This window comes from Thauera sp. 28 (genome assembly GCF_000310145.2).
GTDB classification, from domain to species: domain Bacteria; phylum Pseudomonadota; class Gammaproteobacteria; order Burkholderiales; family Rhodocyclaceae; genus Thauera; species Thauera mechernichensis.
On the sequence record NZ_AMXA01000001.1, the window covers coordinates 94,436 to 111,476 of the forward strand.

A 17,041-nucleotide genomic window follows, 5' to 3' on the forward strand; every position below is an offset into this window, starting at 1 on the left:
CATGGGTTGGAATCGAAAACTCCTGCGGGTGAACCTCACGGCCGGCACCTGCTCGGTGGAGCCGCTCAACATGCAGTGGGCCGACGAGTACCTCGGCTCGCGCGGCCTGGCCACCAAGTACCTGGTGTCCGAGATCGACCCCAGGGTCGATCCGCTGTCGCCGGACAACAAGATGATCATGGCCACCGGGCCGCTCACCGGCACCATGGCCTCGACCGGAGGGCGCTACACCGTCGTCACCAAGGGCCCGCTCACGGGCGCCATTGCCTGTTCGAACTCGGGCGGCTTCTTCGGCGCCGAGATGAAGTTCGCCGGCTGGGACATGGTGATCTTCGAAGGGCGCTCGGCCAAGCCGGTGTGGCTCTACATCGAGAACGACAAGGCCGAACTGCGAGATGCTTCGGGCCTGTGGGGCAAGAGCTGTTGGGAGACCGAGGAGCAGATCAAGGAGGCGCTGCAGGATCCGCTGGTGCGCATCTCCTCGATCGGCAAAGCGGGCGAGAACCAGGTGCTTTACGCCTGTGTGGTCAATGACCTGCATCGCGCAGCCGGCCGTTCAGGCGTGGGTGCGGTGATGGGGTCGAAGAACCTCAAGGCGGTGGCCATCCGCGGCACCAAGGGGGTGGCGGGGATCAAGGATTTCGGCGCTTTCCTGAAAGCCACCAATGACGCCAAGAAGGTGCTTGCCGACAACGCGGTCACCGGCCAGGGCCTGCCCAAGTACGGCACGCAGGTGCTGATGAACGTCATCAACGAGATCGGTGCGCTGCCCACCCGCAACCACCGCGACGTGCAGTTCGAGGATGCCTCGAAGATCTCCGCCGAGGCCATGCACGAGAAGCGCGAATCGGACGGCAAGACCCACCTCGTCACCAATGCTGCATGCTTCGGCTGCACCATCGCCTGCGGTCGCATCTCGGAGATCGACAAGGGCCACTTCACGGTCAAGAACAGCCCGAAGTACTGGGGCGCCTCCGGCGGCCTGGAGTACGAAGCCGCGTGGGCGCTCGGTGCGGCCAATGGCGTTGGCGACCTCGAGGCGCTGCAGTATGCCAACCTGATCTGCAACGAGCAGGGCATGGACCCGATCTCCTTCGGCGCCACCGTGGGTGCGGCGATGGAGCTCTACGAGCTGGGCATCCTCAACGACGAGAAGATCGGCATCTCGGCGCCCTTCGGTTCGGCCGAAGCACTGGCGAAGATGGTGGAGATGACGGCGGTGGGCGAGGGCTTTGGCAAGGAGCTTGGCCTGGGCAGCAAGCGCCTGTGCGAGAAGTACGGCCGCCCCGAGCTGTCGATGAGCGTGAAGGGGCAGGAATTCCCGGCCTACGATTCGCGCGGCATCCAGGGCATGGGCCTGGCCTACGCCACCTCCAACCGTGGCGCCTGCCACCTGCGCGGCTATACGGTTGCCTCCGAAGTGCTCGGCATTCCGGTCAAGACCGACCCGCTCACGACCGACGGCAAGCCCGAGCTGGTGAAGGCCTTCCAGGACGCCACGGCGGTGTTCGATTCGGCCGGCATCTGCGTGTTCACCAGCTTCGCGTGGACCCTGGCCGACGTGCAGCCGCAGGTCGCTGCCGCCTGCGAGGGCGACTGGAGCATGGAGAAGCTGAACGAGGTGGGCGAGCGCATCTGGAACATGGAGCGCATGTTCAACAATGCCGCCGGTTTCACCGCCAAGGACGACAACCTGCCGCCGCGCCTCACGCAGGAACCGGCCAAGACCGGTCCGGCAAAAGGCCTGGTCAACGGCTTGGCGAAGATGCTGCCCGAGTACTATCAGGTGCGCGGGTGGACGCCCGAGGGCCAGCCGACCGCCGAGACGCGGGCACGCCTGGGCTTGTGATCGTGTAAGCGTACGCGGGCGCCCTCGAGGGCGCCCGTGCTTCGTTCGAGGGTTCCCAAATGAAACACCTGATTCTCGGTAATGGTCCCGCGGGGGTTGTTGCCGCCGAAGCCCTGCGCAAGGCCGCGCCCACCGACGACATCCTGATGGTCGGTCACGAGGACGCGCCGCCATACTCGCGCATGGCCATCCCCTATTTGCTCGAAGGCAACATCGACGAGGCGGGCACGTATCTGCGCAAGGGTGCGGATCACTTCGAGCGCCTGTGCATCCGCCAGCTGCGCGGGCGTGCGGTGGCGCTCAACACTGACAAGCGCACCGTGCTGTTCGACGACGGCCACTTCGAAAGCTACGACCGCTTGCTCATTGCCACCGGCTCGCACCCGGTGCGGCCGCCCATCCCCGGTGTGGACCTGCCCGAGGTGCAGACCTGCTGGACGCTGGCCGACGCCCGTGCGATCGCCGCGCTGGCCAAACCGGGCGCGCGCGTGCTGCAGCTCGGCGCTGGCTTCATCGGCTGCATCATCATGGAAGCACTGGCCAAGCGCGGCGTGCAGCTCACCGTGGTGGAGATGGGCGACCGCATGGTGCCGCGCATGATGACACCCAAGGCCGGCGGCATGATAAAGCGCTGGGTCGAGGAGAAGGGCATCCGGGTCGTCACCTCTGCGGGCGTGCAGCGTATCGATCGCGGGGGCGACGCGGCGAGCGATGCGCCGCTCGTGGTGACGCTGTCGACGGGCGATCGCCTCGACTGCGACCTGGTCATCGTGGCCGCGGGAGTTGCGCCCAACGTCGGCTTCCTGGAGGAAACTCCGGTGCATGTCGCCAAGGGCGTGCTGGTCGATGAGCGCATGGAGACGAGCGTGCCCGGCATCTTCGCCGCGGGGGACGTGGCCGAGGCGCCGGATCTCTTCACCGGTGCGCACCTGGTCGCCGCCATCCAGCCCAATGCCGCCGACCAGGCGCGCATCGCGGCGATGAACATGGCGCGCGCAGCCGCCGCCAGGGATACAAAGCTCAACGGTGTGCTGGCGATCAACGTGCTCGACACGCTGGGCCTGATTTCCTCGTCCTTCGGGCAGTGGTGGGGCGAGAAGTCGGACGCCGGTGGCAGCGGTGTCGAGTTGGTCGATGAGGCGCGCTACCGCTACCTGAGCCTGCAGTTCAAGGACGACGTGCTGATCGGCGCCACCTCGATCGGTCTCACCCAGCATGTGGGCGCGCTGCGTGGCTTGATCCACGGTCAGGTGAAGCTCGGAGACTGGAAGGACCGTCTGCTTGCCAGCCCGCTGGCCTTCGTCGACGCCTACGTGGCGTGCAGCCAGCAGCCGATGGCGCTTGCGCGCTGAGGGGGGCGAATGCAGACCCGTGTGACGATTCGCATCGCCTTCAAGCTGTTTGCGTCCTTGTCCGACTACCTGCCCGACGGCCACCGCGGCAACCGGCTGGAGCTCGAGGTGGACGAGGGCACAACGGTGGCGGACATGATCCACCGCTACCGCGTGCCCGAGCGCAGCGCCCACCTGGTGCTGGTCAACGGCCACTTCGTGCCGCCGGCCGAGCGCGCCTGCCGGCGCCTGGCCGAAGGTGACGAACTCGCGATCTGGCCGCCGATCGCCGGCGGCTGAACGGTGGCTTTCATCAACGGCCCGGTGCCCGAGTCCTTCGAGCGCCGGGTCACCGCTACGCCGCGTGAATTCGAGCGCGACCTGCGCCAGGCCTGGCCGCAGGTACAGGGCGGCGCCGACGCCTCGGCCTTCGGGCTGCAGGATGGGACGCAGCATCTCGCGATCGAGATCGAGCCCGCTGGCCTGCGCCGTCTCGGCCTGTTGGAGCTGCCGCAGCTGATCGTGCGTTATCGCTTCGGCGCCGGGACCGAGCCCGCGCGCCGCGCCCTGCTCGAACGTCTTGATCGGGCGATGCAGAAAGGCGGCGGCTGATCGCGACACAGCGCGCCCGACCGCGCCAGCGTTCAGGCCTGTGCCGCGTTTCGGGTATGCTCCCTGCCGATGTCCGTTTTTGCCACCACCTTCTCCGATGCCCTGGCACTGCTGGCCACCTTCGACCATGCGGTGGCCGAGATCGTGCTGCTTTCGCTTCAGGTGAGCGGCGGGGCGGTCGTGCTGGGCACCCTGATCGGACTGCCGCTCGGCGCCTGTATCGCGGTGGGACGCTTCCCCGGCAAGACTACGCTGTCCGTGCTGATCAATGGCCTGATGGGGTTGCCCTCGGTGGTGGTGGGTGTGGTGGTGTACCTGCTTTTGTCTCGCTCCGGACCGTTCGGGAGCTTCGGCCTGCTATACACCCCGGTGGCGATGATCATTGCGCAGACCTTGCTCGTGATCCCGCTCATGGCCGCGATTGCCCGCCAGGTCGTCGAGGACGTGTGGCAGCGCTACGCCGAGGAGCTGGCACTGATGCGCTTTTCGTGGTGGGACAGTGTCACCACGCTGCTGTATGACTGTCGCCATTCGTTGGTCGTGGCGGTGCTGGCCGGGCTGGGACGGGCAATGAGCGAGGTTGGGGCAGTGATGATCGTGGGCGGCAACATCGATCGTGCTACCCGCGTCATGACCACTGCAATTGCGCTCGAGACCAGCAAGGGCGATCTGCCGCTGGCGATCGCGCTTGGCCTGATGTTGATCGTCATCATTCTCGTGCTCAACGCGCTGGCGTTCGCCTTGCGCCACTGGGCGATGCGCCGCTTCGGCTAGGCGGACTCATGGCGATCTTTCCGCTGCGAATCTCTGGACTGCGCTTCCGACCCAACGGCAGGGAGGTGCTTGCCGGCATCGACCTGGAACTCGGCGACGAGGGCATTACCCTGGTGCTGGGCCCCAACGGCGCGGGCAAGAGCGTATTGCTGCGGGCGATCTGCGGTCTGGTCGAGGCCAGTGGTGGCAGCATGGCCTGGGGCGACGAGGGCGCACGCCGGCCGGAGCAGGGGGTGATGATGGTGTTCCAGCGCCCGATGATGTTGCGTGCTTCGGTACTGTACAACGTGGCGCTGGGTCTCAAGCCGCTCGGTCTGCGCGCCGATGAGCGGCGGCGGCGGGCACTGGCGATGCTCGAGCGCGTGGGCCTGGCCGATCGTGCCGCCGACAGTGCCCGTCACCTGTCAGGGGGCGAACAGCAACGACTCGGGCTCGCACGCGCGTGGCTGACCAAGCCCCGGCTGCTGCTGCTCGACGAACCGACGGCCAGTCTCGATCCGTCGGCGAGCGCCGAGGTCGAGCGCATCATTCGTGAGATCCGTACCGATGGTACGCGCATCCTGATGGTGACCCACAACCTGGCCCAGGCGACCCGCCTCGGCGATGACATCGTCTTTGTGTCCGGTGGGCGTGTGTGCGAACATACTGCAGTCCGCGAGTTCTTCAGCCGCCCGCGCTCCGAAGAGGCGCGGCTGTTCATCCAGGGAGAGTTGCCATGGAAAATGCGGTTTCAAGGCGCTTGAGAAGCACGCTGCTGGCCACGGCTGCGGTGGTGCTGCTGGGGAGCTTCGGTGCGAACTGTGGTTTCGTGGTGCGTGAGGCGTCCAATGTCCAGCCGGTTTCGAGCCAGGCGCTGGCGCCCGTCGCCGAGCCTGGGGAAGAAGGCTTTTTGCCGGGGCGTGTTACCCGATGATGGCGATCGGGCCGCGGGTGCCGGTCAGCGCGGTCGTGTTGTTCGCGCTCGCTGCAGTTGTGCTCGTTCCTGCGCTGTTGTGTTTCGCCGGCTTTGGCACACAACTGCATCCTGCGCTGTCAGACCCGATGGCGGGCCTCGCTTTCCTGGTTACGGCAGTCGCATTGGCGGGTTCCGGCGCGTTTCCGCTCGTGCTTGCACGACTCGCCGCGCGTGACGAGAGGCCGCGCTGAGTCTGCTCGCGTGATGGTGGCAGTGTTCCATGCGTATTGCCTGAGTGTGCAGCGTGTCACGGCCTATCTTCGTTATCTGGGAGAAAGTGACACAATCAAATAATATGCGATTAATGGCTTAATTGATTTGCGGCCGGTGTGCGAGGTGCCGAGATTGGACGAGACGACAGGTAGTCTCCTGGTGGTCGACGACGAGGAGAACATTCTCGCTGCGTTGCGCCGCACGCTGAGGCGGGAGCCCTACACGGTGCTGGTCGCGAACAGTGGTGCGGAAGGCTTGAGGATTCTTGCCGAGCGGCATGTCGATGTGGTGGTTTCGGATCAGCGCATGCCCGGCATGAGCGGCACTGATTTCCTGCGCAGCGTCAAGAAGGCCTATCCGCATACCGTGCGCATGGTGCTGTCGGGATACACCGAGTTGAAGTCGGTTACCGATGCCATCAATGAGGGCGCCATCTACAAGTTCCTCACCAAGCCATGGGACGACGACCACCTGCGGGCGAACATTGCCGAGGCCTTCCGTCACAAGGCGCTGGCTGATGAGAATCGCCGTCTCGCGCACGAACTGGCGTTGTCGAACGAACAGCTCGCGTGCGCCAACGAGAGTCTCAAGGCGCACCTGGCCGTTACCGAGCGCGAGTTGCTCATCGATGGCGCAGCCCTCGAGGTGGCGCGCGAGGTGGTTGAGGCACTGCCGCTGCCTGTCGTCGGGGTCGATATGGATCGTCTGATCGTGTTCGCGAACGCCGAGGCGGAGCGTGTGCTTGGAGCAGGGGGGCCATTGCTCGGGATGGCGTATGACGAAGTCCTGAGCTCGGAGTTGCAATCGCTCCTGGGTGTCGGTGGGACGCAGGTCCGCAGTGTGCGGATCGGTGGTCAGGGCTTTGTTGCCAGGGCAAGCGAGATGGGGCGCGATTCGCGCTCGATCGGTCGCCTGCTCGTTCTGTTGCCGGAGACGAGCCATGCAGCGCGTTGAGACCGAAACCCTTGCCCTGGATGAGGTGCAGCCCGGCGCAGTCCTGGCGGTCCAGCTTTGCGACGCGAGTGGCATGATCCTTCTGCCGGCAGGCTGCACCCTTGATGAGGCGATCCTTGAGCGCTTGCGTGTTCGTGGTGTGGAGCGGCTGCAACTGGTGGTGCCCGAGTCTGCGGCAGCACGTGGCGCGCGCGAGGCTGCGCTGCAGGAACGGCTGGAACATCTGTTCCGGGTGGCAGGTACGGGGGAGGCGGCCCGCGAACTGATGACGGTAGTCCTGGCTTTGCGCACAGGAGGGACGGATGAGCACTGAGTCGATCTTCCCGCTCGAACTCGACGCCGTCATGGAGGCTGTGGCACGCCTGCCGCCGTTTCCTGAGGTGGCGTTGCAGTTGCTGCAGTCACTGGATGGGGCGGATGCGGATTCCGAACAGCTGGAGCGGCTGATTGCCACCGACCAGATTCTGACCGCGCGCCTGTTGCGGGTCGCGAATTCGTCCTTCTACGGGATGCAGGGGCGCATCCATTCGATCCGCGATGCGCTGGTGCTGATTGGCTACCGCGGGCTGCGCTCGCTGGCCATTGCTGCGAGCTTGTCGAGTGCCTTGCCCGGCGAGGGCGGGCAACCGGGTGGCTTCTGGCGGCAGGGCCTTGCCGCAGGTGTGGTCGCGCAGGTACTGGGCCGTGCTGCGCACCTGAACCCGGATGTGTGTTTTGCCGCCGGGCTCATGCATGGTCTGGGGCGGCTGTTGCTGGCGAGGGCATTCCCCGCGCAGTGTGCGGTGGTCGAGGATTGGCGTCGCGAGCACGACTGCATGCAGCATGAGGCTGAGCGCGCCGTGCTCGGGCTGGATCATCTGGAGGTCGGGCAACTGCTGGCCGAGCGCTGGCGATTCCCCGCCGCTCTCGTTTCGGCAATAGGAGGCCATCAGGATCCTGTGCGCATCGCCCAGGATCCATATGCAGCGCTGGTACATGTTGCGGATGCCGTGGTGATCGCGCTCGATGTCGTGCCCGAGCGCGATGCGATGGTGCCGTGCATCGATGAGGGGGCGTGGCGGCGTTTCGTCGCATCGCCGGAGGTTTTGCTGCACCTCCTGCACGACATCGACGAGCAGATCGAGTCTGCCGCCGGGTTGTTGCAGGCGCCTTGAGCAAGGAGTACGGAATGGGCAAGCGGATCGTCCTTCACTCTTGCGCACGCGAGCGCGGCTGCGGGGTTGACAGCCGGCTGGCGCTCAATCTCCTCGATACGGTGGGCGCGCCGATGCTGGCCTACCGGGATGGACCGGTGCTGTACGCCAACGAGGCCTGCCAGCAACTGCTGCAGCGCGACCAGGCGAGCTTGCTCGGGATGCCCTTCGATGCGCTCGTGATCGACGGCGATCGGCAACGCTGGCAGGCGCTCGCCGCGGCCGTCCTTGCTGGCGAGGCCGCACCGGAAAAGCTCGAGCTGTGCTTGCTGTCCGGTGGTGGAGAGCAACGCACGGTCGAGATCGCGCCGAGCCGAATCGACATCGACGACGATCCGCTGCTCGTCTGTTTCATTTACGACCTCTCGGAGTACAAACGGAGAGAGGCGCGTGAGCGGTCCCTGTTCCGTCTCTTCGCGCAGATCATCGATGGCGACCCCGTGCCCACCTTCGTGCTCAATGCCCAGCATCAGGTAACGCACTGGAACAAGGCCTGCGCGGCCATCACGGGCACCGCAGCGGCCGAGATCGTGGGTACGACGCGGCAGTGGTATCCCTTTTATCGTACCGAGCGTCCGACCCTGGCCGACCTGGTGCTGAGCGGCGATCTCGAGCGTGGTTTCGAAGAGTTGTACCGCGGCAAGCTGCGCCGCTCGGAACTCATCGACGGCGCCTACGAGGCGGAAGCCTTCTTCCCGCATTTTGGCGACTCGGGGCGCTGGCTTTACTTCACGGCGGCGCCGCTGCGCAACGCCCGGGGCCAGGTGGTGGGAGCGATCGAGACCTTGCAGGACATGACGGCACGGCGCACGGCAGAGGAGGCGCTGCGTCAGCAGCAGGCCGGCCTGGAGCGCCTGGTGGCGGAGCGTACCGCACAGCTCGAGTCGGCCAGCGCGCAGCTCGTGCAGTCCGAGAAGATGGCCTCGATCGGGCAGTTGGCGGCAGGTGTCGCGCATGAGATCAACAACCCCATCGGCTACGTCCATTCCAACATCGGCGCACTGGAAGGCTACATGGGCGACTTGTTCGAGATGCTCGACGCCTACGAGCAGGCGATGTCTTCCTGCCTGGCCGAGGACAAGCGCGAAGCCTTGCAGGCACTGGGGGCGAAGCTCGACGTCGAGTTCCTGAGGGAGGATATCCCCAAGCTGGTGGAGGAGTCCAAGGAGGGCATCACCCGCGTACGCAAGATCGTCCAGGACCTGAAGGACTTCTCGCATGTCGACGTGAAGCAGGAGTGGCAGTGGGCGAACATCGAGGCAGGCCTGGAGTCGACCCTCAATATCGTGAGCAACGAGATCAAGTACAAGGCTGACGTTGTCTGCGAGTTCGCCGGGCTGCCCGAGATCGAGTGTCTGCCGTCGCAGCTCAACCAGGTGTTCATGAACCTGCTGGTGAACGCAGCACATGCAATCGGCGAGGCACGCGGCCGCATCCGTGTGGCCACCCGGGTGCTGGATGCAGGGCAGGTGTGCGTCGAGGTTGCCGACAACGGTTGCGGCATTGCGCCCGAGCTGCAGACGAAGATCTTCGATCCTTTCTTTACCACCAAGCCCGTGGGCAAGGGGACTGGGCTCGGGCTGTCCTTGTCCTATGGCATCGTCAAGAATCACAACGGTCGCATCGAGCTCGAGAGCACCCCGGGGGCGGGGACGCTGTTCCGCGTCGTCCTGCCCGTGCATCATGTCGAGACGCGGAGCGAAGCATGAGCGACGCCACCCAGGCCGCATCGCTTGGCGCGGACGAGGTGCCGGCCTGGCGGGTGCTCTGTGTCGATGACGAAGCCAACATCCTGTCGGCGCTGCGCCGCCTGTTCAGGCCTTGCGGCTACGCGGTGACGGTGGCGGCCAGCGGCGAGGAAGGGCTGGCCATACTCGATCAGACGCCGTTCGATCTCGTCATCTCGGACATGCGCATGCCCGGGATGTCCGGCGCCCAGTTCCTTGAAGAAGTGAGCACGCGCTGGCCGGACACCATGCGGCTACTGCTCACCGGTTACGCCGACATCGACTCGACCATCGATGCCGTCAACAAGGGGCGCATCTTTCATTACGTCAGCAAGCCCTGGGATGACAAGGCACTCCTGCTCATCGTCCGCCATGCGCTCGAACGCAAGCAGCTCGAGCGCGACAAGGCGAGGCTCGAGGCGCTGACTGCGCGGCAGAACGAAGAGCTCAAGGACGTCAATGCCAGCCTGGAACTGAAGGTGATGGAGCGTACGGTCGAGCTGCGCAAGGCCAATGAGCACATCAAAGCGAGCTTCATCACCTCGATCAAGGTGTTTGCCAACCTCATCGAGTTGCGTGAGGGCGCGATTGCAGGCCATTCGCGCCGGGTGGCGGAGCTGGCACGCAAGCTGGCCAAGCGCGCAGGCATGGATGCCGCTGCGGTGCAGGACGTGTTTCTCGCCGGGCTGCTGCACGATATCGGCAAGATTGGCCTGCCCGATACTTTGTTGTCGCGTGCAGTCGCAGAGATGTCGGGGCCGGAGTTGCTGCGCTACCGCAAGCACCCGCAGGCCGGCGAGCACGCCCTGATGGCGCTTTCCGAACTCGCGCAGGCGGCACGCCTGGTGCGAAGCCACCACGAGCGCTTTGATGGTAAAGGCTATCCCGATGGCCTGGCGGGCGAGCAGATTCCGCTCGGTGCGCGTATCGTGGCGGTTGCGAACGACTATGACGGGCTGCAGATCGGCACCCTTGCAGCGCGCAAGCGCACCGCCAGGGAGGCGCTGGAGTTGCTCGAAGCCGGCCGTGGCCGGAGTTACGATCCGGGTGTCCTCGATCTGTTCCTGGAGGTCGTCGCCGAGTCGGAGCGAGACGATCTGAAGGAGGTCGGGCTGAGCGTCGCGCGCCTGATGCCCGGGATGATACTGTCACGCGACCTGGTCACTCGACAGGGCTACCTGCTCCTGGCGACCGACTTTGTCCTGACCGCAGGGATCATCCGCCAGATCCAGGAGTATGCGAGCCAGGAGGGCCTGGAGGGGCTGGTGATTCACGTGCGCGACGAGGGGAGGATGGTATGAAGCGCATCATGCTCATCGACGACGAGCCCAACGTGTTGTTTGCGCTGCAGCGCGTGCTCGAGCGCGCTTTCAGCGGGCAGGATGTCAGTGTCGAGTCGCACGCCTCTCCATTGGCCGCGCTCGGCCGTTGCCAGTACATCCGCTACGAGGTGGTCATTTCGGACTATCGGATGCCGGGTATGGATGGTGTGACGCTGCTCAAGGCCATACGCGCACTGCAGCCCGACAGCATCCGCCTGATGCTGTCGGCAACCACGGATTTCGATGCGGCGATGGCTGCGGTCAATCAGGCCGAGGTCCATCGCTACCTCGTCAAGCCGTGGAGCCGTGACGAACTGGTCGACACCGTACGTGAAGCGCTGGAGCGCTATGACCGTCTGCTCGAGGATCGACTGCTTGCCGACGAGAAGCGCGCCGAGCGCGGCAGCATCACGTCCGAGGACAAGGAGCGCAGGAGGCTGGAGGCGGAGAGCCCCGGCATCACCAAGGTGAAGTGGGGCCCGGGAGGCGAGTTGCTGCTGGACGATGACTGAGCCGTCCGGGCCCCGCGCTCACGCCTTCCAGTGCCCCGACTTGCCCCCCAGCTTTTCCATGAGCTGGATGCCTTCCATGCGCATGCCGCGGTCCACCGCCTTGCACATGTCGTAGATCGTCAGCAGGCCCACATTCACCGCGGTCAGTGCCTCCATCTCGACCCCGGTGCGGCCTACCGTCTCTGCCGTGACCGTGCAGCGGATGGCGGCGTCGTGCTCGATGAGCTCGAAATCGACTGCGACGCGGGTGAGCGGGATCGGGTGGCAGAGCGGGATCAGTTCGCTGGTGCGCTTCGAGGCCTGGATAGCAGCGATGCGCGCAATGCCGATGACGTCTCCTTTCTTCGCGCTGCCCGCCTTCACCATCGCGAAAGTTTCGGGCTGCATGTGGATGCAGCCCGTGGCGACGGCGACACGACGGGTTTCCGCCTTGGCGCCGACGTCGACCATGTGAGCCTGGCCGTCGGCATCGAAGTGGGTGAGCGGGGTCGGGCTGGCGGAGGACGTCGTGGTCATGGCAGTCGGAGAGCAGTGGGTAAGGGTGTAGAGCGGATCTAGAGCGCCCGCCGGTGCGCGCTCGAGTGCGCACGGTGACGGGGCTGCGCGGGCACGGATGACGAGTGGCAACAGATCGATGCACTCGGACGGGAACGCGCGCAAGGTCGCGCGTATCATAGCACCCGATGATGCGCCGACCCCTTGCCCTCCTGCTCAGCCTGGTGCTGGCCCTGCCCGCGCCGCTTCCCGTGCTCGCCTTCGATCTGCCCGACCTGGGCGATGTGGCGGCTTCCGAACTCTCGCCTGCCGCTGAAAGGCGGATCGGCGAGCAGATCATTCGTGAGATCCGCTGGCGTGACGCCGCCTACCTGGACGACCCCGAGGTCGAGGAGTACGTCAACCGGCTCGGCCATCGCCTGGCTGCGGTTGGCAACAACGCGTCGCTCGATTTCGACTTCTTTGTCGTGCGCGACCCCTCGCTGAACGCCTTTGCGCTTCCTGGCGGCTATATCGGTGTGCATACGGGATTGCTGCTTGCAGCCGAAACCGAGTCGGAGTTCGCCTCGGTGCTCGGGCACGAGATCGCGCACGTCACCCAGCGCCATATTGCCCAGATCGTCGGCAAGCAGAGCCAGTCGGCGATGCTGATGATGGCGTCGCTGCTGGTCGCAGTGCTGGCTGCGCGCAGCAATTCCGATGTCAGCCAGGCGGCGATTGCGGCCGGGCAGGCGGGGGCGATCCAGTCGCAGCTCGGCTACACGCGTGCCTTCGAGCGCGAGGCCGATCGCGTCGGTCTCGATACCCTGGATCGTGCCGGGCTGGACGTGCGCGGCATGCCGAGCTTCTTCGAGCGCTTGCAGCGTTCGACACGGATGTACGAGAACAACGCGCCGGCCTACCTGCGCACCCACCCGCTCACCACCGAGCGGATTGCCGACATGGAAAACCGGGTGGCCTCGATGCCATTCCGCCAGGTGCTCGATTCGGACGACTTCCGCTATGCGCGCGCCAAGCTGCGCGCCAGTGTGGGCCAGCCGGCCGATGCGGTGCGCGATCTGGAGGATCGTGTTGCCCGCGATGGGCGCGACGATGCAGCGCTTTACGGTCTTGCGCGTGCCTTGCTACGGGCAGGGCGCACGGCAGACGCTGCGGACAGGCTTGGCAGCTTGCGCGCGCGTGCAGCGCCGTCGCCCTGGATCGAGACCCTTGCGGCCGAGATCAGCCTTGCACGGCGAGATCCGAGCAGCGCGATCCGCACGCTCGAGACCGCTCAGCAGCGTTTTCCGGCGAGTCGCAGCCTGGCCTACGCGCTGGCCGACGCACAGATCCGTGGCGGCCAGGCTGCGCAGGCCGTTGCAGGCGTGCGCCGGATGATCGATACCCGAAGTGCCGATCCGCGCCTGTGGCAGCTGCTCTCGCGTGCGCAAGCCGAGCTTGGCCAGCGCACCGAGCAGCACAGGGCGCAGGCCGAGGTCTATGTGTTGCGCGGCAGCCTGCCTGCGGCCATCGAGCAGCTCGAGATTGCGCGCCGTGCGGGCGATGGCGATTTCTACACGCTGTCGGCAGTGGATGCGCGCCTGCGCGAGCTGCAGCAGCGTCTGCTGGAGGAGCGGCGCGAGCGCTGATACCAAGGTGTGCGGCGGTGTCCGCCTTCCTGCGCCTGCCTCGATCCATTAGAATATTGGATTCAAGCAATTAGCCATGACAGAGGACGAGGGATGGATTTCGACAAGGAAGTGGATGCCCGTGGACTGAACTGCCCGTTGCCGATCCTGCGCGCCAAGAAGATGTTGGCCGAGATGCAGTCCGGGCAGGTGGTGCGCGTGCTTGCCACCGATCCGGGCGCGGTGAAGGACTTCCAGGCTTTTGCACGGCAGACGGGCAATGAGCTGGTTGGCCAGGGCGAGACGGCGGACAAGGCCTTCGAGTTCTTCCTCAAGCGCAAGTAAGTCTTCTCAGTACGGCGCTGGAAACGGAAGGGGCTGCCCGTGTTGCCGGGCAGCCCCTTCTTGCTGTTCAGGCCGGACGTGCCCGGCCCTGTTCAGTTCAGCCGCCGAGCTTGGCGAGCTGCGGCTTGAGCTTGTCCACCGTGACCTTGAAGCCAGCGAGGCGGTCGCGTTCCTGCTGCACCACCGCGGCCGGGGCGCGATCGACGAAGCTGGCGTTGCCGAGCTTGCCTTCGGCCTTCGCGATCTCGCCCTCGAGGCGGGCGATCTCCTTGCCCAGGCGTTCGCGCTCGGCAGCGATGTCGATCTCCACCTTGAGCATCAAGCGGGTCGCGCCGGCCACTGCGACCGGGGCGAGTTCGTCGGCGCCGATCTCGTCGACGATCTGTACGTCCGAGAGCTTTGCCAGGCCGGCGAGATAGGGGGCATACACGGCCAGCGCCGCCTTGTCGCCGGCGGCGACCAGCGGCAGGCGCTGGGCGGGCGAGATGTTCATCTCACCGCGCAGGTTGCGGCATGCATAGACCATCGCCTTCAACTCGGCGACCTTGGCCTCGCAGGCCTCGTCGATCCGACTCATGTCGGCCTGCGGGTAGCGTACGCGCATGATGCTGTCGCCATCCTTGCGCCCGGCGAGCGGGGCGACCGTCTGCCACAGCTCCTCGGTGATGAAGGGAATCAGCGGGTGGGCCAGGCGCAGCACCGTCTCGAGCACGCGCAGCAAGGTACGCCGGGTGGCGCGCTGCTGGGCCGGGGTGCCGGTCTGGATCTGCACCTTGGCGAGTTCCAGGTACCAGTCGCAGTACTCGTCCCACACGAACTCATAGACCGCACGCGCGACGAGGTCGAAGCGGTAGGCCTCGAACTGGGTTGCGACTTCGGCCTCGGTGCGCTGCAGGCGCGACACGACCCAGCGGTCGGCGAAGGAGAAGTCGAGCACCTCGGTGGAGCAGGCGACGTTGTCGCCGATGCCGCAGTCCTGGCCCTCGCAGTTCATCAGCACGAAGCGGGTGGCGTTCCACAGCTTGTTGCAGAAGTTGCGGTAGCCCTCGCAGCGCGCGAGGTCGAACTTGATGTCGCGGCCCGGGCTGGCCAGGCTGGCGAAGGTGAAGCGCAGCGCGTCGGTGCCGAAGGCGGGGATGCCCTCGGGGAATTCCTTGCGTGTCTTCTTCTCGATGCTCTGCGCCTGCTTGGGGTTCATCAGGCCGTAGGTGCGCTTGCCGACCAGTTCGTCGAGGGCAATGCCGTCGATGAGGTCGATCGGGTCGAGCACGTTGCCCTTGGACTTGCTCATCTTCTGGCCTTCCGCGTCGCGGATGAGGCCGTGCACGTAGACGTGCCTGAACGGGATCTTGCCGGTGATGTGCTTGGTCATCATGACCATGCGCGCCACCCAGAAGAAGATGATGTCGAAGCCGGTGACGAGCACGGTCGAGGGCAGGTAGAGGTCGAGCGCGTCGTTGCTCTTGCCCGGCCACTCCGTGGTCCAGTCCAGCGTCGAGAACGGCCACAGTGCGGACGAGTACCAGGTGTCGAGCACGTCGTCTTCCTGGCGCAGGTGGCCGGCGTCGTGGCGGGCATGCAGCACGGCCAGGCGTTCGGCGATGGCCGGGTAGTCGGCGGCAGTCTGGCCCTGGCTCTGGCGCGCCTGAACCTCGGCGGTGAGCGCGTCGATCTCGGCCTGCAGGTCGGCCTTCCAGGCGTGGATGGCCTCTTCTTCGCAGCTGGCGACGTAGATCTTGCCTTCCTCGTCGTACCACGCCGGGATGCGGTGACCCCACCACAGCTGGCGCGAGATGCACCAGTCCTGGATGTTGTTGAGCCACTGGTTGTAGGTGTTGACCCAGTTCTCGGGGTAGAACTTGATCTCGCCGGAGGCGACGACGTCGAGCGCCTTCTGTGTGATCGACTTGCCATCCGCGCCCGGCTTGGACATGGCCACGAACCACTGGTCGGTGAGCATGGGTTCGATGACGACGCTGGTGCGGTCGCCGCGCGGCACCTGCATCTTGTGCGCCTTGACCTCGATCAGCAGGCCGAGCTGTTCCAGCTCTGTGACCACCGCATCGCGCGCCGGCACGCGATCCAGGCCGGCGACCGTGGCCGGCATGGCCACGCCGTCCAGAGTGATGCCGTCGCTGGTGTAGCGTTCGGCGACTGCGGGCACGCTGCCGTCGAGCTTGAGCACGACGATCATGTCGAGCTTGTGGCGCTGGCCGACCGCGTAGTCGTTGAAGTCGTGCGCCGGGGTGACCTTGACGCAGCCGGTGCCGAACTCGCGGTCGACGTAGTCGTCGGCGATGATCGGGATCTGGCGGCCGGTGAGCGGCAGCGCGACCGTCTTGCCGATGAGGTGGGCATAGCGCTCATCCTCGGGATGCACCATCACCGCGACGTCGCCGAGCAGGGTTTCGGGGCGGGTGGTGGCGACGGTCAGGCCGCGCAATTCACCGATCGGGCCATCGGTGAAGGGGTAGAGGATGTGATAGAGCTTGCCGTCCTCTTCCTCGGACACCACTTCGAGGTCGGACACCGCAGTGCCGAGCTTGGGGTCCCAGTTCACCAGGCGCTTGCCGCGGTAGATCAGGCCCTCGTTGTAGAGGCGCACGAAGGTCTCGGTGACCGTCTTCGACAGGCCTTCGTCCATCGTGAAGCGTTCGCGCTTCCAGTCCGGGCTGGTGCCGAGGCGGCGCATCTGGCGCGTGATGGTGCCGCCGGAGTACTCCTTCCACTCCCACACCTTTTCCAGGAATTTCTCGCGGCCAAGGTCGTGGCGCGACACGCCCTGGGCGTCGAGCTGGCGTTCGACGACGATCTGGGTGGCGATGCCGGCATGGTCGGTGCCCGGCTGCCACAGCGTGTTGTCGCCGCGCATGCGGTGGTAGCGCGTCAGCGCGTCCATGATGGTCTGGTTGAAGCCGTGCCCCATGTGCAGCGTGCCGGTGACGTTGGGCGGCGGCAGCAGGATGCAGAAGGCGTTGGGGTTCGACTTGTCGAGTCCGGCGTCGAAATAGCCGCGGGATTCCCATTCCGGGTACCAGCGACGTTCGATGTCGGCGGGCTCGAAGCTCTTGGCCAGTTCCATGGTGTTCTACGCGCTTGAAGGCAAAGCGCGGATTATAGCGGATGCGCGGCTGCCTCCCGGCCTGTTGGCG

General features: G+C 65.8%; 18 protein-coding genes. 16 read left to right on the top strand and 2 right to left on the bottom strand.

Annotated elements, in window-relative coordinates:
* Window position 1 precedes the first annotated feature (1 nt).
* From C662_RS00385 to C662_RS00445, 14 genes are all read left to right on the top strand, one after another.
* Window positions 2–1,849: an aldehyde ferredoxin oxidoreductase family protein gene (locus tag C662_RS00385; RefSeq protein ID WP_002923556.1), complete on the top strand. Its 1,848-nt coding sequence runs from the start codon at window positions 2–4 to the stop codon at window positions 1,847–1,849.
* A 59-nt stretch (window positions 1,850–1,908) separates the two neighbouring features.
* Complete coding sequence (locus tag C662_RS00390) at window positions 1,909–3,201, top strand: NAD(P)/FAD-dependent oxidoreductase (RefSeq protein WP_002923557.1); 1,293 nt, start codon at window positions 1,909–1,911, stop codon at window positions 3,199–3,201.
* 9 nt (window positions 3,202–3,210) lie between these two features.
* Window positions 3,211–3,480 carry a sulfur carrier protein ThiS gene (thiS, locus tag C662_RS00395; protein ID WP_002923559.1) on the top strand — a complete coding sequence of 90 codons (270 nt, stop codon included), beginning with the start codon at window positions 3,211–3,213 and terminating at the stop codon, window positions 3,478–3,480.
* Between the two features lie 3 nt (window positions 3,481–3,483).
* A complete protein-coding gene (locus C662_RS00400; protein ID WP_002923565.1) occupies window positions 3,484–3,792 on the top strand; it encodes a hypothetical protein in 309 nt (102 codons plus the stop codon).
* A gap of 69 nt (window positions 3,793–3,861) precedes the next feature.
* Entirely contained in the window at window positions 3,862–4,566 is a 705-nt protein-coding gene (locus C662_RS00405; protein WP_002923566.1) for an ABC transporter permease, read from the top strand.
* Window positions 4,567–4,574: 8 nt separating this feature from the next.
* Window positions 4,575–5,309, top strand: a complete 735-nt coding sequence (locus C662_RS00410; protein WP_002923569.1) for an ABC transporter ATP-binding protein — start codon at window positions 4,575–4,577, stop codon at window positions 5,307–5,309.
* On the top strand, window positions 5,306–5,479 hold the full coding sequence (locus C662_RS20210) for a hypothetical protein (protein ID WP_198291856.1): 174 nt from the start codon (window positions 5,306–5,308) through the stop codon (window positions 5,477–5,479). Before C662_RS00410 ends, C662_RS20210 begins: the two co-directional genes overlap by 4 nt.
* Complete coding sequence (locus C662_RS00415; protein WP_002923571.1) at window positions 5,476–5,712, top strand: hypothetical protein; 237 nt, start codon at window positions 5,476–5,478, stop codon at window positions 5,710–5,712. The genes C662_RS20210 and C662_RS00415 overlap by 4 nt, the downstream gene beginning before the upstream one ends.
* Window positions 5,713–5,866: 154 nt before the next feature.
* Entirely contained in the window at window positions 5,867–6,688 is an 822-nt protein-coding gene (locus C662_RS00420) for a response regulator (RefSeq protein WP_232431433.1), read from the top strand.
* Window positions 6,675–7,001: a hypothetical protein gene (locus C662_RS00425; protein WP_002923577.1), complete on the top strand. Its 327-nt coding sequence runs from the start codon at window positions 6,675–6,677 to the stop codon at window positions 6,999–7,001. Before C662_RS00420 ends, C662_RS00425 begins: the two co-directional genes overlap by 14 nt.
* Complete coding sequence (locus C662_RS00430; protein WP_002923579.1) at window positions 6,991–7,842, top strand: HDOD domain-containing protein; 852 nt, start codon at window positions 6,991–6,993, stop codon at window positions 7,840–7,842. Before C662_RS00425 ends, C662_RS00430 begins: the two co-directional genes overlap by 11 nt.
* Window positions 7,843–7,856: 14 nt before the next feature.
* Entirely contained in the window at window positions 7,857–9,590 is a 1,734-nt protein-coding gene (locus C662_RS00435) for an ATP-binding protein (RefSeq protein ID WP_002923584.1), read from the top strand.
* Window positions 9,587–10,909, top strand: coding sequence for an HD domain-containing phosphohydrolase (locus C662_RS00440; RefSeq protein WP_002923586.1), 1,323 nt, complete (start codon window positions 9,587–9,589; stop codon window positions 10,907–10,909). The genes C662_RS00435 and C662_RS00440 overlap by 4 nt, the downstream gene beginning before the upstream one ends.
* The gene (locus C662_RS00445) at window positions 10,906–11,442 is read left to right on the top strand and encodes a response regulator (RefSeq protein ID WP_002923590.1); all 537 of its coding nucleotides are present in this window, start codon (window positions 10,906–10,908) and stop codon (window positions 11,440–11,442) included. Before C662_RS00440 ends, C662_RS00445 begins: the two co-directional genes overlap by 4 nt.
* 18 nt (window positions 11,443–11,460) lie before the next feature.
* Here C662_RS00445 and moaC read toward each other — a convergent pair whose 3' ends face one another.
* Window positions 11,461–11,958, bottom strand: a complete 498-nt coding sequence (gene moaC, locus C662_RS00450; protein ID WP_002923592.1) for a cyclic pyranopterin monophosphate synthase MoaC — start codon at window positions 11,956–11,958, stop codon at window positions 11,461–11,463.
* Between the two features lie 167 nt (window positions 11,959–12,125).
* Here moaC and C662_RS00455 point away from each other — a divergent pair, with 167 nt between their 5' ends.
* Window positions 12,126–13,565, top strand: coding sequence for a M48 family metalloprotease (locus C662_RS00455; RefSeq protein ID WP_002923595.1), 1,440 nt, complete (start codon window positions 12,126–12,128; stop codon window positions 13,563–13,565).
* A 93-nt stretch (window positions 13,566–13,658) separates the two neighbouring features.
* The gene (locus C662_RS00460; RefSeq protein ID WP_002923597.1) at window positions 13,659–13,889 is read left to right on the top strand and encodes a sulfurtransferase TusA family protein; all 231 of its coding nucleotides are present in this window, start codon (window positions 13,659–13,661) and stop codon (window positions 13,887–13,889) included.
* A 97-nt stretch (window positions 13,890–13,986) separates the two neighbouring features.
* On the opposite strand, the gene C662_RS00465 is transcribed toward C662_RS00460, so the two are convergent.
* Window positions 13,987–16,971, bottom strand: a complete 2,985-nt coding sequence (locus C662_RS00465; RefSeq protein ID WP_002923600.1) for a valine--tRNA ligase — start codon at window positions 16,969–16,971, stop codon at window positions 13,987–13,989.
* Between the last annotated feature and the right edge of the window lie 70 nt (window positions 16,972–17,041).

Excerpts from the sequence above, each read along its gene's own strand:
- C662_RS00455 (WP_002923595.1), top strand. The coding sequence starts at position 12,126 with ATGATGCGCCGACCCCTTGCCCTCCTGCTCAGCCTGGTGCTGGCCCTG.
- C662_RS00430 (WP_002923579.1), top strand. The coding sequence starts at position 6,991 with ATGAGCACTGAGTCGATCTTCCCGCTCGAACTCGACGCCGTCATGGAG.
- C662_RS00440 (WP_002923586.1), top strand. The coding sequence starts at position 9,587 with ATGAGCGACGCCACCCAGGCCGCATCGCTTGGCGCGGACGAGGTGCCG.
- C662_RS00435 (WP_002923584.1), top strand. The coding sequence starts at position 7,857 with ATGGGCAAGCGGATCGTCCTTCACTCTTGCGCACGCGAGCGCGGCTGC.
- thiS (WP_002923559.1), top strand. The coding sequence starts at position 3,211 with ATGCAGACCCGTGTGACGATTCGCATCGCCTTCAAGCTGTTTGCGTCC.
- C662_RS00415 (WP_002923571.1), top strand. The coding sequence starts at position 5,476 with ATGATGGCGATCGGGCCGCGGGTGCCGGTCAGCGCGGTCGTGTTGTTC.
- C662_RS00465 (WP_002923600.1), bottom strand. The coding sequence starts at position 16,971 with ATGGAACTGGCCAAGAGCTTCGAGCCCGCCGACATCGAACGTCGCTGG.
- C662_RS00425 (WP_002923577.1), top strand. The coding sequence starts at position 6,675 with ATGCAGCGCGTTGAGACCGAAACCCTTGCCCTGGATGAGGTGCAGCCC.
- C662_RS00405 (WP_002923566.1), top strand. The coding sequence starts at position 3,862 with ATGTCCGTTTTTGCCACCACCTTCTCCGATGCCCTGGCACTGCTGGCC.
- C662_RS00390 (WP_002923557.1), top strand. The coding sequence starts at position 1,909 with ATGAAACACCTGATTCTCGGTAATGGTCCCGCGGGGGTTGTTGCCGCC.
- C662_RS00460 (WP_002923597.1), top strand. The coding sequence starts at position 13,659 with ATGGATTTCGACAAGGAAGTGGATGCCCGTGGACTGAACTGCCCGTTG.
- C662_RS00445 (WP_002923590.1), top strand. The coding sequence starts at position 10,906 with ATGAAGCGCATCATGCTCATCGACGACGAGCCCAACGTGTTGTTTGCG.
- C662_RS00385 (WP_002923556.1), top strand. The coding sequence starts at position 2 with ATGGGTTGGAATCGAAAACTCCTGCGGGTGAACCTCACGGCCGGCACC.
- moaC (WP_002923592.1), bottom strand. The coding sequence starts at position 11,958 with ATGACCACGACGTCCTCCGCCAGCCCGACCCCGCTCACCCACTTCGAT.
- C662_RS00410 (WP_002923569.1), top strand. The coding sequence starts at position 4,575 with ATGGCGATCTTTCCGCTGCGAATCTCTGGACTGCGCTTCCGACCCAAC.